Below are 15,871 nucleotides of genomic sequence, written 5' to 3'. Positions count from 1 at the left end.
TTCGTCCTCTGGATGCGGTAGTTCGCCCTGCCAACTACCGCATCCAGAGGACGAAACGCGTGAAGTGGAAAGGGCGGAGCACCGTCGCCCGCGCGACGACGGTGCCCCGCCCCGGTCTAGCGGATCATCACGGGAGGCCGGCCAGGCCCGCGCTCACCGTGTTCGACCACGCGTAGCCCTGCGAGGCGTCCCAGTTGATCGACCAGGTCATCGCGCCGCGGATCGCCGGGTACGTCGTCGAGGGCTTGAACGAGCCGCAGTTCGTGCCCTTCGCGAGGCAGTTCAGCGCGCTGACCGTGTTGCCGGGCGCCTGGTAGCCGCCACCGGCCGCCGAGCCCGACGCGGGCAGGCCGAGACCGACCTGGTCGGCCCGCAGACCGCTCTGCAGCTGGATGCAGGCCAGCGCGGTGAGGAAGTCGACCGTGCCCTGCGAGTAGACCTTCTGGTCGCAGCCGAGCATCGAGCCGCTGTTGTAGTACTGCATGTTGACGATGGTCAGGATGTCCTTGACGTTCAGCGCCAGCTTGAAGTACTCCGCCGCCGGGCTCTGCATGTCGATCGTCTGCGGCGCCATGGTGATGACGGTGCCGCCCGCCGCGTGGATGCTGCGCAGCGCCTGCGCCATGTAGGTCGCGTTGACGCCGTTCTCGAGGTCGATGTCGACGCCGTCGAAACCGTAGGTCGCGATGAGCGACTTCATGCTGTTGGAGAAGTTCGTCGCCGCGGCCGAGGAGTCGACGCGGATCGTGCCCTTCTCGCCGCCGACGGACAGGATGACCTTCTGCCCGCGCGCCTGCGCCGTCTTGATGTCGGCCTTGAACTGCGCGTCGGTGTAGCCGCCGAGCTGGCTCGACAGACCGGAGTCGAGGGTGAAGGTGACCGCGCCCGGCGTGGTCGTCGCGTCCGCGAAGGACACCGCGATGATGTTGTACTTCGTCGGGACGTCGGCGAGCTTGAGCGCCTTCGCGCCGTTGTAGAAGTTCTGCCAGTAGCCGGTGATCACGTGCTTCGGCAGGTTCCCGGTCGGCGGGGTGCTCGTCGTGGTCGTCGGCGGGTTCGACGTGGTGGTCGTCGGGCTCGTGGACGTCGTCGGCGTGGTCGGCGTGGTGGTGGGCGAGCCGCCGGGGCCGTCGAGGTTCACGTCGTCGGCGAAGTACGCGGGCTGGCCGTACCAGCCGTGCAGGTAGATCTCGACGCTGGTGGTGGACGCGCCGGTGGTGAAGCTCAGCGAGAGCTGGCTCCAGCTGCCGCCGCCCGGCGTCCAGGTGTTCTTGTCACCCGTCCCGGTGCCGGTGACACCGAGATAGGTGTAGCTGCCCTGCACCCACGCCGAAAGCGTGTACGCGGTGTTGGCCTTGACCGGCACGCTCTGCGAGCAGCGGGCGTTGTCCTGTCCGGCCGGGGTGGCGCTGAGCGCGCGGCTTCCCGAGTGGACCGGCGTGGTGACCACGGAGGACGTGCCGGAGCAGGTCCAGCCGCTCGTGGTCCCGAGTTCGAAGCCCGGATTGGTCAGGATGTTGGCGGCCGAGGCGTTGCCCGAGACCGCGAAAGTCACCCCCAGGCACACGGCCAGTGACGACAGCAGGGCGAGGAACGCGTGTTTCGGCTTCACTTTCACGACTGGCCTCCACGAACGGGTGATGTCGGCCACATCAAAATGGTACAGACCAATACAACTGTCAAGGGTTCGGTTAGGGGAGGCCATACGAAAGTCGGCTCGGCGCGAGCGGCAGAATGCAGGGTCCGAGAGCACCCGAGGGCGGATTTCAGGAGCGTGGGAGTGAGCGTGCAGGGCCTGCAGACAGTCGAGCAGAAGATCGCCGAAGAACTCGGCGTGCGCGAGGGGCAGGTCAAGGCGGCCGTCGACCTGCTGGACGGCGGATCGACCGTGCCGTTCATCGCCCGGTACCGCAAAGAGGTCACCGGGATGCTGGACGACACCCAGCTCCGGACCCTCGAAGAACGCCTCCGCTACCTGCGGGAACTCGGCGAGCGCAAGGTCGCGGTGCTGGAGTCGATCCGCAGCCAGGGCAAGCTGGACGAGGCGCTCGAAGCGTCGATCATGGCGGCCGACACCAAGTCCCGTCTCGAGGACATCTACCTGCCGTACAAGCCCAAGCGGCGGACGAAGGCGATGATCGCCCGCGAGGCCGGTCTGGAGCCGCTCGCCGACGGGCTGCTGAGCGACCCGAACACCGACCCGCAGGCCGCCGCCGCGGTGTTCGTCGACGCCGACAAGGGTGTCGCGGACGCACAGGCCGCCTTGGACGGTGCCCGCGCGATCCTCGTCGAGCGCTTCGCCGAAGACGCCGACCTGATCGGCGAGCTGCGCGAGAAGATGTGGGCGGAAGGCCGCCTGGCCTCGAAGGTCCGCGACGGCAAGGCCGAAGAGGGCGCGAAGTTCTCCGACTACTTCGACTTCTCCGAGCCCTACACCAAGCTCCCTTCGCACCGGATCCTCGCGATGTTCCGCGGCGAGAAAGAAGAGATCCTCGACCTGTCGATGGAGTCGGAGGAGCCCTCCGAAGAGCCGCGCACCGGGCCGACCGAGTACGAGAACCGCATCGCGCACAAGTTCGGCATCGCCAACGAAGGCCGTCCGGCCGACAAGTGGCTCGGCGACACCGTCCGCTGGGCGTGGCGGACGAAGATCCTGCTGCACCTGGGCATCGACCTGCGGATGCGGCTGCGCCAGTCGGCCGAGGACGACGCCGTCCGCGTGTTCGCCGCGAACCTTCGCGACCTGCTGCTCGCCGCCCCGGCGGGCACCCGCGCCACGATGGGCCTCGACCCGGGCTTCCGCACCGGCGTCAAGGTCGCCGTCGTCGACGCGACCGGCAAGGTCGTCGACACGCACGTGATCTACCCGCACCAGCCCGCGAACAAATGGGACCAGTCCATCGCCGAACTCGCCGCGCTGTGCGCCCGGCACAAGGTGGACCTGATCTCGATCGGCAACGGCACCGCGTCGCGCGAGACCGACAAGCTCGCCGGCGAGCTGATCAAGAAGCACCCGGAACTGAAGCTGACGAAGGCCGTCGTCTCGGAGGCCGGCGCGTCGGTCTACTCGGCGTCGGCGTTCGCTTCGCAGGAACTGCCGGGCATGGACGTCTCGCTGCGCGGCGCGGTCTCGATCGCGCGGCGGCTGCAGGACCCGCTGGCGGAACTGGTGAAGATCGACCCGAAGTCGATCGGCGTCGGGCAGTACCAGCACGACCTGTCGGAGATCTCGCTGTCGCGGTCACTCGACGCGGTGGTCGAAGACTGTGTGAACGCCGTCGGCGTGGACGTCAACACCGCGTCGGCGCCGCTGCTGACCCGCGTTTCGGGGATCACGACGACGCTGGCCGAGAACATCGTCGCGCACCGCGACGAGAACGGGCCGTTCAAGACCCGCAGCGGGCTCAAGGAGGTCGCGCGGCTGGGCCCGAAGGCCTTCGAGCAGTGCGCGGGCTTCCTCCGGATCCCGGACGGCGACGACCCGCTCGACTCGTCCTCGGTGCACCCCGAGGCGTATCCGGTGGTGCGGCGGATCCTTTCGTCGACCGGCACCGACATCCGTTCGCTGATCGGCAACACGCGGACGCTGCAGGCGCTCAAGCCCGCGGAGTTCGTCGACGACACCTTCGGTCTCCCGACGGTGACCGACATCCTCTCCGAACTCGAAAAGCCGGGCCGCGACCCGCGTCCGGCGTTCAAGACCGCGACCTTCGCCGACGGTGTCGAGAAGATCGGCGACCTCAAGCCGGGGATGCGGCTGGAAGGCGTCGTGACGAACGTGGCCGCGTTCGGCGCGTTCATCGACGTCGGCGTGCACCAGGACGGGCTCGCGCACGTGTCGGCGCTGTCGAAGAACTTCGTCAAGGACCCGCGTGAGGTCGTGAAGCCGGGCGACATCGTCAAGGTGAAGGTGCTGGAGGTCGACGTGCCTCGCAAGCGGATCTCGCTGACCCTGCGCCTGGACGACGAGCCCGGCAAGCCCGCCCGCGAGCAGGGCGGCGGCGGTCGTGACCGCGGCCAGGGCGGCGGTCAGCGTCAAGGCGGCCAGCGCGGCGGCCAGGGCGGCCGTGGCGGCGGCCGGGACCGCGGCGGCAACTTCGGTGGCGGCGGCGCCATGGCGGACGCGCTCCGGAAGGCCGGCTTCGGCAAGTAAGGCTACTTTGCGCGTGAAGGCCCCCTTCCCTCGGCTGAGCCGAGGGAAGGGGGCCTTCACGGGACTTCAGGGATTCATCGCGTAGGTACCGGAGAGATCGCGGACCAGCGACCACACGTGGTCGAAGCGGTCCGCGTCCACGACCGGCTTCCGGATCGATGCGAGCGCCAGCGCCTGCTGCGCCTCGGTCGACGACGACTTTCCGTGCAGGTCGATCGCCGCGACGCTGAAGTCCTGCACCAGCACGGCGAAGATCTGGTCGACGACCTCGGTCTCGATGCCGGTGATCTCCGCCTGCTCCAGCACCAGCTGCCCGTAGACGACCAGCGTGAACAGCTCGGTCAGCGCGAGGCCGAAGTCGAGGTCCTGCTGCTGCGCCTCGTCCGGGGCCGCGTCGGTGAACAGCTTCACCAGCGCCTCGGCCTGTTCGGTGAACCGCGCGACGTTCGGGATCGCGGACGCCTTGGCGTAGGCCTCGCGCCAGTCGTGGAACCGCACCTTCGACAGCCCGCGCGCGGGGCCCTGGCGGAACAGGAACTCGTCGTCCGCCGCGTCGGAACGGGTCGGCACCGGCTCGTAAGCCTGCGGCGCGAACAGGTACGCGGGCACGAACTTCGCGATCAGCGCGAGGTTCACCGCCACCGTACCTTCGAGCTTCGGCAGGCCGTCGATGTCGTTCTTGGACATCGCGAGATAGGTGTCGGCCTCGAAACCCTTGGCCGCCACCACATCCGCGACCAGGCCGATGACCTTCTGCGCCTCGGTGGTCACCTTCATCTTGGTGATCGGGTTGAACAGCAGGTACCGGCGGTCGTCCGCGTTCGCGCTGCGGAAGTAGTCCACGGCGCGGTCGGAGAACAGCTTCATCGCGACGAGCCGCGCGTACGCCTCGACGAATTCCCGGCGCACGTGCGGGAAATCGGTGACCTTCTTGCCGTAGAGCACCCGGTTGTGCGCGTGCGTGATCGCCTCGTACAGCGAGTGCGTCGACATCCCGATACCGCCGAAGCACAGGTTGAACTTGCCGATGTTGACCGTGTTCAGCGCCGCGGAGAACGCTTCGGCGCCGACGTGCAGGATGTCCTCTTCGGACACCGGGTAGTCGTTGAGCTCGAACTCGGCGACGTACATCTGCGACGGCACGACGTTCTTCACCACGCGGTAGTTCGGGTGTTCCGAGTCCGCGTAGAAGAACACGTACTGGTCCGGCCCCTCGACACCTTCGATGCGGCCGAAGACCGACACCGTCCGCGCGCAGTTCCCGTTGCCGATGTAGTACTTCGAGCCGTTCGCGCGGTAGCCGCCCGCACCGCCCGGGGTGAGCACGAGGTCCGACGAGTAGATGTCGGCCCCGTGCTCCTTTTCGGACAGTCCGAACGCGGCGACGCCGCCGGCCGCGAGCGAGTCCGCCGCGCGTTTGCGGGCGGCCTCGTTCGCGCTCTGCCACACCGGGCCCAGGCCGAGGATGGTGACCTGCCACGGGTACCAATAATTCAAGCCATAGAAGCCGAGGATTTCCGACAGCGCCGCGACCCGCGCGGTGTCCCAGCGCTTGTCGGGGTTCCCCTCGGCGTTGGCGCCGGGAGTGAGGAAGGTCGAGAACAGCCCTTCCTTGCCCGCGAACTCGATGAAGTCCGCGTAGAAGGTCCGGTCGTGGTAGTCCTCGACGAGCTTGCGCTTGCCACGCTGTTCGAACCACTCGATGGTGGCACGCAACAGGCGACGCGTCTCCGGGTCGAACTGCTGGGGGTCGTACCCACCCGGGTTCAGCAACAACGCGGTCGCCTTTTCGCTCATGGTCACTCCTGGTCAGCCGAAGTTACTACCCGGTAACCGTAGCGCCTCGCTTCGCCGTCCGGCCACCGAACTCGACCGAAGTCACCCGTCCACGCTCGTCCCGCAGGAACCGCGCGGTGGGCTTGCGGGTGTCCGCGGCCGGGGCGATCGCGTCGTCGCCGACGAACACGGCCTCGAACGGCGGAGGCGACGGGAAGTCCTCGATATCGGCGACCATCTGAGCGCAGAGGGCGCCGTCCCGGTCGCTGATCACGAACGCCAGGTCACCGGTCTGGTAGCGGCCCAGGTACTCGGCGATATCCGGCTGGGGCACGGGCGGCGGGCTCACGAGCGGCGGCAGCCCGACCACGTTCTCCAGACACCAGTCGACGATCTTGGCGCCCAGCGCCGATCCGCCCGCGCTGTTGGTCAGCACCGTGACGGCGAAATCGTGCTCGGGCAAGGTCACGAACTCCGACAGCTGCAGATTGCTCACGTTGCCGCCGTGCCGGACCAGCCGGGCCTCGCCGTGCGTCGTGTGCAGCCAGCTCAGGCCGACCTCTTCGAAGCGCAGCGCCGCCTTGCGCTGCGGCGCGCGCATGAGATCGCGGGTGGCCTCGCTGAGCGGCGCCTTCCCCTCGGCCTCACCGGTCAGGAAGAACCGCGCCCACTTCAGCTGGTCACCCGCCGTCGACCAGAGACCGCCGCTCGCGCTGTCCGCGCGGGTCAGGCCCACGGTGTGCTCGACCGCCGGTCCGCCGTCTCGCAGGACGTGACCGACGGCGTGACGGCGCGTGAGCACCTCCCACGGCAGGTAATACGACTCGGTCATGCCGAGCGGTTCGAGCAGCCGGGCGCGGACGACGTCTTCGAAAGGCTCGCCCGCGGCCACCTCGACGACCCGCCCGGCCAGCTGGAACCCGGCGTTGCAGTAGGAGAACACCTCGCCGGGCGCGAAATTCTGCGGGAGGTCGCCGAACTTCGCGATCGCGAGGGCCAGCGCGTCGTCACCCCACCCGGTGGTGAAGTCCACGTCGCCGAGGAACCCGGCCGAATGCGTGAGCAGCTGGCGCAGGGTCACCGTCTTCCGCGCCACCGGATCCGCCAGCGGGAGATCGGGAAGGTGTTCGACGACCGGCCGGTCCAGGTCCAGTACCCCGTCTTCGACCAGTGCCATGACGGCGGCCGCGGCGAACGTCTTGCTGGTGGAGCCGATCATGAACAACGTGCCGGGGTCGACCGGGAGCCCGGTGTCCACACTGGACACTCCGGTGGCGAACACCGACTCCTCGCCCCGGTGCGTCACCCCCACCACGGCCCCGGGGACGCTCGCGCGACGCGCCTCCTCGTCGAGCACCCCTTGCAGTTCCTGAACGTTCGACACCCGTGTCCCCTTTCGTCCGGTCAGGTCAGCGTTTCACCGTGAGGGCGGGTCCGGCTCGTACGAACCGACGAACATCGGCGGGCCGGTGCGGGCGATATCACGTAGCCCGGGAGATCACGACCCAGTACACTGGTCTTGCGGTCCGCTCAGTTCTGCCTCGGGCCGCGTTTCGTTGTCGAAGACCACGCGCCGCGGCCCCCGAGGTCTGCGCCGGGCAGGACAACCGTTTCTACTCTTACGGAGATACCAGGGCGCCCGTGCGCCCACACGCTTATGAGCACACCTACCTTCACCGAACTCGGCCTGTCCAAGACGATCGTCGACGCCCTCGCCGAACAGGGCGTCACCAGCCCGTTCCCGATCCAGGCCGCCACGCTGCCGCATTCGCTGGCAGGCCGGGACGTCCTCGGCCGCGGCCGCACCGGCTCCGGCAAGACGTACGGTTTCGTGCTGCCCGTCCTCGCCCGGCTCGCCGACGGCCCGACGCGGCGCCGCCCCGGCCGCCCGCGCGCGCTGGTCCTGGCGCCGACCCGCGAGCTGGCGACCCAGATCGAGGCGTCGTTCCTGCCGCTGGCCAAACCGCTCGGCCTCAAGGTCACCACGATCTTCGGCGGGGTCAGCCCGAACCCGCAGATCACCCGCCTGCGTGACGGCGTCGACATCGTCGTCGCCTGCCCCGGCAGGCTCGCCGACCACATGCGGTCCGGCGAGGCGAAGCTCGACCACGTCGAGATCACCGTGCTGGACGAGGCCGACCACATGGCCGACCTCGGCTTCCTGCCCGACGTGCGGCGCATCATGGCCGAGACCCCGGAGCGCGGGCAGCGTCTGCTGTTCTCCGCGACCCTCGACGCGGGTGTCGACGTGCTGGTCAAGCGCTTCATGCACGACCCGGTGACGCACAGCGTCGACTCGGCGCAGTCGCCGGTCGCGACCATGAAGCACCACGTGCTGCACCTGGAGGAGACCCACCGGCTGCCGGTGCTGATCGACCTCACCGCCGCCCCGGGCCGCACGCTCGTGTTCACCCGTACGAAGCACCGCGCCAAGCAGCTGACGCGCAAGCTCATGGCCTCCGGTGTGCCGGCGGTCGAACTGCACGGCAACCTCGGCCAGACGGCGCGGACCCGCAACCTGGAGGCGTTCGCCTCCGGCGCGGCGAAGACGCTGGTCGCGACCGACATCGCCGCGCGCGGTATCCACGTCGACGACGTCACGCTGGTCATCCACGCCGACCCGCCGGTCGAGCACAAGGCGTACCTGCACCGCTCCGGCCGGACCGCGCGGGCCGGGGCGTCCGGCACCGTCGTCACGCTGATGACCGACGCGCAGGTCGGCGACGTCCGCGACCTCACCCGCAAGGCGGGTATCAAGCCGACCACGACACAGCTCGGCCCCGGCCACCCGCTGCTGTCGGAGCTGGCGCCCGGTGAGCGTTCGTTCACCGCGTCGCCGCGGCGGCCGATCGTGGACACGCGGCCGAAGAAGGTCAGCGCCTCCGGTGAGGCCATCCCGGCCAAGGGTGACGACGAAGAGCGTCCGGCTCGCGGTGGGCGTGGCGCCCGCGGTGGGCGTGGCCGCGGTCCCTCGGCCGGTGGCCGTGGCGCTTCCGGCGGCGGACGTCGCGGTGGCTCCTCGGACAGCCGTTCGCGTCAGCCCCGTACCGAAGGCGACCGTCGCGGCGCTTCCGCGGGCCAGGGCCGCCGCGGGGCCGAGTCCACCGGACGTCGCGAAGGCGCGCCCAAGGGCGGTCAAGGTCGTCGCGCCGCCGCCGAGGCACAGCCGCGCCGTGGCTCCGGCGCCGCGAAGTCGCAATCCTCGCGGAACCAGTCCGGCGGTGCTCCGGCCCGTCGTGGTGGTGCCGCCGCGTTCTCGTCGGGAACCCGGGCCGGCTCGCGCCGCTCGCGCTGACCCACCCCGGACACGCGTGATTGAAGGCGGATCACGCGTGTCCGGAGGCGTAACTCGCGTGATCGAAGGCGTAACTCCGTGATCCGGCTCCAATCACGCGAGTTACGCCTCTGATCACGCGAGTGACGGCTCCGATCACGCGCGACGGGCGGCGGAGCGGGCCTCGGCGGCCGCGCGACGTTCTTCGAAACGTGACGCCTGGGTGTCGAGGGCCTTCAGGAACTGGTCGAGTTCGTCCCGCGCCTTCTCCCCCACCTCACCGAGCCCTTCGAGCTCGAAGATCTTCCACTGCCGCAGCAGCGGCCAGATCACCTCGTCGTGGTGGATCCGCAGGTCGTAGATGCCCGCCTTCGCGATCAGCGCGGCCTTCCGCACGAAGCTCGGGATCACCGCGCCCGGCATCTGGAACTGGACGACCTCGTCGGTGATGGCGCGCATCATCGCGTCGGGTGAAAGCTCCAGCGACGCCTGCACCAGGTTGCGGTAGAAGAGCATGTGCAGGTTCTCGTCCATCGCGACCCGCGCGAGCAGCTTCTCGCACAACGGATCCTGCGTGTACTTCCCGGTGTTGCGGTGCGAGATCCGCGTCGCCAGCTCCTGGAAGGACACGTACGCGAAGACGTTCAGCAGCGCCTTATCGCCGCTGTCGTAGCCGGTCTCCATGGTCTGCATCCGCATACGCTCCAGCTCGACCGGATCGACCGCACGCGTCACCAGCAGATAGTCGCGGATGCAGATGCCGTGGCGGCCCTCCTCGGCGGTCCAGCGGTGCACCCACGTCCCCCACGCGCCGTCGCGGCCGAAGGCACGCTCGATCTCGCGGTGGTAGCTCGGCAGATTGTCCTCGGTGAGGAGGTTGACCTCCAGGGACGTCCGCGCGATCGGCGACACCCGCGACTGCTCGGGATCCCACGCCTCGCCGCCGAGATCGGCGAAGTTCCGTCCCTCGTCCCACGGCACGTACTCGTGCGGCATCCATTCCTTGGCGACCGAGAGATGCCGGTTGAGGTTCTCCTCGACCGTCCCCTCGAGCTCGAGCATCAGCCGGGTGGTTTCGGGGACCGCCATGCGTTTCGTCCTTCCAGGGTACGGAAAACGCTACCTACGACACCGTAACTTACGGTGTCGTAGGTTTGCCACCTCCGGAAGATGAACGACTTACAGCGAGGCCGTCAGCCCCCTCGCCCGCAGCACCGAGCGCTCCAGCGGACGGAACACCAGCAGCTCGATACCGACGCCGACCAGCAGGATCAGGAAGATCGCCGACATCACGGCCTCCATGCTGTTGAACGACGAGCCCTCGTTGAGGTACGCGCCGAGCCCCTTGCCCAGCGCCGGGGACAGCGCGATCAGCTCGGCGGCCATCAGCGAACGCCACGAGAACGCCCAGCCCTGTTTGAGCCCGGCGAGGAATCCGGGCAACGCGGCGGGCAGCAGGATGTGCCTTGCCGACGAGAGCCGGTTCGCGCCCATCACCTGTCCGACGCGCGGCAGGATCGGCGGGATCTGGTCGATGCCCGAGACGAGGCCGTTCGCGATCGAAGGCACCGAACCCAGCAACACCACGAAGTAGATCGAAGCGTCGTTCAGCCCGAACCACAGGATCGCCGCCGGCACCCACGCCACCGACGGAAGGCTTTGCAGCCCGGTCAGGAACGGCCCGACCGCGGCGCGCACGATGCGGACCTTCGCCACCAGCAGGCCGAGCGGGGTCCCGATGACCACGCCGATCAGGAAGCCCAGCGCCGCCCGGTGCACCGACGTCCAGACGAATTCGAAGATCTCGCCGTCGACGGTGATGCCGACGAGTTCGTCCCACACGGCGAGCGGCGCGGGCAGCATCGCCTCCGGCCAGAACGCGGCGGCCCAGAGCGCCTGCCACAGCGCGACCAGCAGCGCCAGGAAGACCACCGGCGGCACGAAGCCGCGCAGGAACCGCTTGCCCCGGCTTTCCCGGCGTTCCCCGGTCGGGGTGTCGAGCGAATCGAGTCCCGCGCCGACGGCCTCGTCGGCGTCTTCCACCGCGGCTTCAGGGCGGTCAAGCCGCGGCATGGGTACTGATCACCTCCCGGAGGTGACCGGTGATCTCCAGGGTCAGCTCTTCGGCGTCGGAGGCCTGGACGTCGCGCCATTCCCGCACGACCCGGCCCGGCCGCGACGAGAGCAGCACGACCCGCTGGCCCAGCCGGACGGCCTCGCGGACGTCGTGGGTCACGAACAGCACCGAGGTGCCGGTGCTGCGGTAGACGCGCAGCAGTTCACCCTGCAGGACGTCGCGGGTGATGGCGTCGAGCGCGGCGAACGGCTCGTCCATCAGCAGCAGCGACTGCTCCGCGTCACCGCCGACGCGCAGGGTCGCGGCCAGCGCCCTGGCGAGCGCGACACGCTGCCGCATCCCGCCGGACAGCTCGTGCGGCCGCTTGTCGCCCGCGCCGCCGAGGCGGACGAGTTCGAGCAGTTCGGCCGCTTTCTCGCGGCGCTCGGCCCGGCCGAAACCGGCGAGCCGCAGCGGCAGTTCCACGTTGCGGGCCGCGGTCAGCCACGGCATCAGCGCGGCTTCCTGGAACATGACCGCGGGCCGGGAGGTTTCGAGCGTGATCGAGCCCGACGTCGGCTGGTCGAGGCCGGCGACCAGGTTCAGCAGGGTGCTCTTGCCACAGCCGGAGGCGCCGAGGAGACAGACGAACTCGCCGGGCGCGACCGTCAGGTCCATCCCGTCGAGGGCCACGACGGCGCGGCCGGTCGGCCCGAACGCCTTCCGCACCCCGTCGAGCCGCACGGCGACCTCGGTGGACAAGCCGGGCTCCAAGGTGGTCGTCATCGCTGATCCCCTCCGGTCACTTCGTCAGCCCGGGCGCGTTCACGCCGGGCTTGCCCTGCTCTTTGAGCACGGCGTTGAGCGGGCCGAAATCGGCGAACCCCTTGAGGTCCACCGCGGACTTCACCACGCCCGCGGTCACCGAATCCTGGGCGAGCTGGGTGAAGGTCGACGCCACCGGATCGATGCCGAGTTCGATACCGGAGAACGCGCGATCGAGGACGGCCTCGCTCAGTGTGCTGCCCGCGAGAGCCTTGAGTTCTCCGTTGACCACCTTCTTCGCCTCGGCGGGGTTGGTCTTCGCCCACTCGATGGCGGCGAGTTCACCCTTGAGGATGGCGGTGACGGTCTCCGGGTGCTGCTGCAGGAACTCGCTGCGGACGATCACGACCGTGGTCGGGAACTTGCCCTCCGGCCAGAGGTTCTTCTCGTCCAGCAGGACCTTCGCGCCCGCGTCCAGCACGAGCCGCGAGGACCACGGTTCGGGCAGCCAACCGCCGTCGAGCTCGCCCTTCTTGAAGGCGTCGAACGTCTTCGGGTTCTCGAGGTTGGTGATCTTGACGTCGGGCAGCTTCTTCTCGGCGATGAACTTCTTGAGCGCGACGTCCTGGGTGTTCGCCAGCGACGGTGTCGCGATGTTCTTGCCGGTGAGCTGCTCGGGAGCGGTGATCTCGGGCTTCACCACCAGCTGCGCGCCGCCGGTGACCGCGCCGGAGACCAGCTGGATGGCGCCCTTGGACTTGGTGAAGGCGTTGATCGCGGGCCCGGAGCCGATGAAGGCGATGTCGAGCGAGTTGCCGAGCAGCGCGTTGACCTCTTCGGGTCCGGCGTTGAACGTCTGCGTGGTGAGCTTCGTCGAGCCGATTTCCTTGGCGAAGAAGCCGTTCTTGACGCCGATCAGCGCGGGCGCGTGCGTCACGTTGGGGAAGTACCCGACACGCACCTCGGCCGCGGCGCCCTGGCTCTTCTGCTCCGCCGGGGCGGCGCCGCTGTCCGCACGTGAACACCCCGCGATCCCGCCAGCCAAGGTCAAGGCGGCGAAGGCCGCGGCCAGCAAACGGGTTCTGTGGTGGGTGCTCACGGAAGGTCGCCTTTCGGAGGGTACGACTTCGGCTCGGGTGGTGGCGCGAGAGTCGCATGTTCACCCACGTGACTGCATCGCCATCCGAATGACGGGAAAGATGCTGAGAATCCTTGACACCTGGCGGAACAGGTGTTCCACATATCAGGACCGGTGTAACGGTCCGGGCCGAACGGACGAATCACGCTTAGTGGTGACGCACCCTCGGACCGTCGCAATGGCGGGCGTGCTGACCGCCGGTATCGGCATGGGCGTCGTCGCGACGACGCTCAAGATCGCCGACGGCACGCACACCGTGCTCGACACCACCCTGTCGTCCACGACGGGGTTCCTCTTCCTCCTCGCCGGCGCCGTCGCGCACGTGCGCCGGGCCTCGAACCCCATCGGCCTGCTCATCGCGCTGGCCGGGCTCGCGTTGTTCACCGAGGACCTCCAGTTCTCCGACGAGCCGCTCACGCACACCCTCGGCCTGGCGCTCCCGGCCGCGTCCAGTCCGGTGATCGCGCATCTCGTACTCGCCTTCCCCCACGGGAAACTCCGGTCCCGAGGGGAGCGGATCCTCGCGTTCTCCGCGTACGCCGTGGTCTTCGGGTCGGCCGTCCTCGGCCTGCTGGTCAACGACGATCCGCGGAACCTCGCCGCGGTCGCCGCCTCGCCGGAGGCCGAACAGCTGGTCAAACGGCTGCTGGAGCTGGTCGGCGCGCTGATCGGCGGCGGGGTCGTGGTGGTGCTGCTCTACCGCTGGCTCGCCGGGCGGCTTCCGCAGCGGCGGCTGCTCTCCCCCGTCCTCGCGATCGCCGTGGTCGGCGCGGTGAGCACCACGGTCGGCAGCGCGCTCGGCTCCGGGCACCCGTTCTCCGAACCGCTGCTGGACGTCTACCGGATCTCGTTCTGCCTGTGGCCGCTGACGTTCCTGATCGGGGTGCTGCGGGCGCGGGTCGGCAACGCGGAGATGATCCGGCTCCTGCTGGAACGCGACGGCTCCGGGCTGGCCGCGCTCGTGCAGGACGACGAGGTGTGGAAGGACAGCCGGTCGATCGACGCGCTCAACGCCGCCGCGGGGCTCGTGCTGGACAACCAGCGGCTGGCCGCGGAACTGGAGGAACGTCTCGTCGAGGTCCAGGCCTCCCGCGCCCGGATCGTCGCCGCCGCGGACGACGAGCGGCGACGGGTCGAACGCGACCTGCACGACGGTGCACAGCAACGCCTGGTCAGCGTCGTACTGCTGCTGCGGATGGCGGAACGACGGCTCGGGGACGACCTCACCCCCGCCGTCGCGACCCTGCTGACCGGCACGATCGACGAACTGCAGGCCACCGTCACCGAACTGCGTGAACTCGCGCGCGGACTGCGGCCCCCGATCCTCACCGAGGCCGGGCTGATCCCCGCGGTCCGGTCGCTGCTGGACCGCGTCCCGATCGCCGTCGACCTCGCGGGGGCGGACGTGCCCAGGCTCAGCGGCGCCGTCGAGGCGACGGCGTACTTCGTCGTCTCGGAAGCGGTCACCAACGCGTTGAAACACGCGCAAGCCGAGCAGGTCCGGGTGTGCATCCGCGTCGGGGAGGACGGCCTGCGGGTGGACGTCCACGACGACGGCGTCGGCACGGCCGACCTCGGCGGCGGTTCCGGGCTGCACGGCCTCCGTGACCGGGTCCGCGCGCTCGGCGGCGAACTGACCGTCGCGAGCGAACCCGGCTCGGGCACCACGGTTTCGGCCGTCATCCCCTTGGACGCCTAGCCCCTGCCGCGATCCGGCGCGCGTGTTTGCAGGGACGACTCGCGCCGGCGACCGACTGACGGCTAAGCGAGCCCGCGGATCGCGCGCGCCGGCGGCCGCACACCCTGGATCGACGCGACCATCTCCAGAACATGCCGGGTACGCCGCACTTCGTGCACCCGGAACACCTTCGCCCCTTCGGCCACCGCCCAGGCCGTCGCGGCGAGGGTGCCGTCGACCCGTTCCGCGAGTTCCACGCCGAGTGTCTCCCCGACGAAGTCCTTATTGGACAGTGCCATCAGCACCGGCCAGCCGGTGTCCGCCAGTTCCCGCGCGTGCCGCAGGAGCGCGAGGCTGTGCCACGTGTTCTTGCCGAAGTCGTGCGTCGGGTCGATCAGCACCCCTTCACGCGGGACACCGAGCGCCACGACGGCTTCGGCGTGGGCCGTCGTCTCCGCGACGACGTCCGCGACGACGTCCGGGTAGCGCACCCGGAACGGGCGGGTGCGCGGGACGGCGTTCCCGGTGTGCGAGCAGACGTAGCCGGTGCCGAATTCCGCGGCGACCTCGGCCAGTTTCGGATCGGCGCCCGCCCAGGTGTCGTTGATCAGATCCGCGCCGGCCTCCGCCGCGCGCCTGCCCACCTCGTGGCGCCAGGTGTCGACGCTGATCACCAGGTCGGGATGCAGTTCCCGGATCCGCTCGACGAACGGGACCACCCGTCGGATCTCTTCCTCGACGTCGACGTCCGCGCCGGGGCCCGCCTTGACCCCGCCGATGTCCACGATGTCGGCGCCCTCCGCCACCACCCTGGAGACGGCGGCGAGCGCGTCCGGATCCGAGAAGGTCGCGCCCTTGTCGTAGAACGAATCGGGGGTCCGGTTGACGATAGCCATGACCAGGGCGCGGTCCCTGGCGACGCGGCGCCCGCGGAAGGTCAGCTCGTTCACGCACCGATCGTAGGCGAGCGCGGGCCAGAGGACGGAAAGTGCCGCCCAGCGGGACCGTCCCGGCGACCGGGAGCGCCCATT

At 69.4% G+C, this 15,871-nt stretch carries 11 protein-coding genes; 3 read left to right on the top strand and 8 right to left on the bottom strand.

From position 1 onward, the window contains the following. Window positions 1–127 precede the first annotated feature (127 nt). Complete coding sequence (locus ED92_RS36650; RefSeq protein WP_037346610.1) at window positions 128–1,618, bottom strand: chitinase; 1,491 nt, start codon at window positions 1,616–1,618, stop codon at window positions 128–130. Window positions 1,619–1,780: 162 nt separating this feature from the next. Here ED92_RS36650 and ED92_RS36645 point away from each other — a divergent pair, with 162 nt between their 5' ends. Next, entirely contained in the window at window positions 1,781–4,153 is a 2,373-nt protein-coding gene (locus tag ED92_RS36645) for a Tex family protein (RefSeq protein WP_037346609.1), read from the top strand. Between the two features lie 66 nt (window positions 4,154–4,219). Here ED92_RS36645 and ED92_RS36640 read toward each other — a convergent pair whose 3' ends face one another. Next, window positions 4,220–5,950, bottom strand: a complete 1,731-nt coding sequence (locus ED92_RS36640; RefSeq protein WP_037346605.1) for an acyl-CoA dehydrogenase — start codon at window positions 5,948–5,950, stop codon at window positions 4,220–4,222. A 25-nt stretch (window positions 5,951–5,975) separates the two neighbouring features. Beyond that, on the bottom strand, window positions 5,976–7,313 hold the full coding sequence (locus ED92_RS36635) for a serine hydrolase (protein ID WP_052121095.1): 1,338 nt from the start codon (window positions 7,311–7,313) through the stop codon (window positions 5,976–5,978). 273 nt (window positions 7,314–7,586) lie between these two features. Here ED92_RS36635 and ED92_RS36630 point away from each other — a divergent pair, with 273 nt between their 5' ends. Further along, entirely contained in the window at window positions 7,587–9,224 is a 1,638-nt protein-coding gene (locus ED92_RS36630; RefSeq protein ID WP_037346600.1) for a DEAD/DEAH box helicase, read from the top strand. A gap of 135 nt (window positions 9,225–9,359) precedes the next feature. Here the strand turns inward: ED92_RS36630 and ED92_RS36625 are convergent, their stop codons facing one another. The 4 genes from ED92_RS36625 to ED92_RS36610 form a co-directional block, all read right to left on the bottom strand. Next, window positions 9,360–10,292: an acyl-ACP desaturase gene (locus tag ED92_RS36625; protein WP_037346597.1), complete on the bottom strand. Its 933-nt coding sequence runs from the start codon at window positions 10,290–10,292 to the stop codon at window positions 9,360–9,362. Window positions 10,293–10,382: 90 nt separating this feature from the next. After that, window positions 10,383–11,276, bottom strand: coding sequence for an ABC transporter permease (locus ED92_RS36620; RefSeq protein WP_037346594.1), 894 nt, complete (start codon window positions 11,274–11,276; stop codon window positions 10,383–10,385). Further along, the gene (locus tag ED92_RS36615) at window positions 11,263–12,045 is read right to left on the bottom strand and encodes an ABC transporter ATP-binding protein (protein ID WP_037346592.1); all 783 of its coding nucleotides are present in this window, start codon (window positions 12,043–12,045) and stop codon (window positions 11,263–11,265) included. Before ED92_RS36615 ends, ED92_RS36620 begins: the two co-directional genes overlap by 14 nt. A gap of 16 nt (window positions 12,046–12,061) precedes the next feature. Next, window positions 12,062–13,123 (bottom strand): ABC transporter substrate-binding protein, encoded by a 1,062-nt coding sequence (locus ED92_RS36610; RefSeq protein ID WP_037346589.1) that lies wholly within the window; start codon window positions 13,121–13,123, stop codon window positions 12,062–12,064. A 217-nt stretch (window positions 13,124–13,340) separates the two neighbouring features. Here ED92_RS36610 and ED92_RS36605 point away from each other — a divergent pair, with 217 nt between their 5' ends. Beyond that, the gene (locus ED92_RS36605; protein ID WP_152611100.1) at window positions 13,341–14,861 is read left to right on the top strand and encodes a sensor histidine kinase; all 1,521 of its coding nucleotides are present in this window, start codon (window positions 13,341–13,343) and stop codon (window positions 14,859–14,861) included. 62 nt (window positions 14,862–14,923) lie between these two features. Here the strand turns inward: ED92_RS36605 and folP are convergent, their stop codons facing one another. Continuing rightward, window positions 14,924–15,790, bottom strand: coding sequence for a dihydropteroate synthase (folP, locus tag ED92_RS36600; protein ID WP_037346586.1), 867 nt, complete (start codon window positions 15,788–15,790; stop codon window positions 14,924–14,926). Between the last annotated feature and the right edge of the window lie 81 nt (window positions 15,791–15,871).

It is taken from the genome of Amycolatopsis sp. MJM2582 (assembly GCF_000754115.1).
Classification (GTDB): Bacteria; Actinomycetota; Actinomycetes; order Mycobacteriales; family Pseudonocardiaceae; genus Amycolatopsis; species Amycolatopsis japonica.
This window is presented reverse-complemented; position numbering and strand designations above follow the sequence as displayed.

Coding starts and splice junctions, on each gene's coding strand:
- ED92_RS36640 (WP_037346605.1), bottom strand. CDS start 5,950: ATGAGCGAAAAGGCGACCGCGTTGTTGCTGAACCCGGGTGGGTACGAC.
- ED92_RS36620 (WP_037346594.1), bottom strand. CDS start 11,276: ATGCCGCGGCTTGACCGCCCTGAAGCCGCGGTGGAAGACGCCGACGAG.
- ED92_RS36630 (WP_037346600.1), top strand. CDS start 7,587: ATGAGCACACCTACCTTCACCGAACTCGGCCTGTCCAAGACGATCGTC.
- ED92_RS36605 (WP_152611100.1), top strand. CDS start 13,341: ATGGCGGGCGTGCTGACCGCCGGTATCGGCATGGGCGTCGTCGCGACG.
- ED92_RS36615 (WP_037346592.1), bottom strand. CDS start 12,045: ATGACGACCACCTTGGAGCCCGGCTTGTCCACCGAGGTCGCCGTGCGG.
- ED92_RS36625 (WP_037346597.1), bottom strand. CDS start 10,292: ATGGCGGTCCCCGAAACCACCCGGCTGATGCTCGAGCTCGAGGGGACG.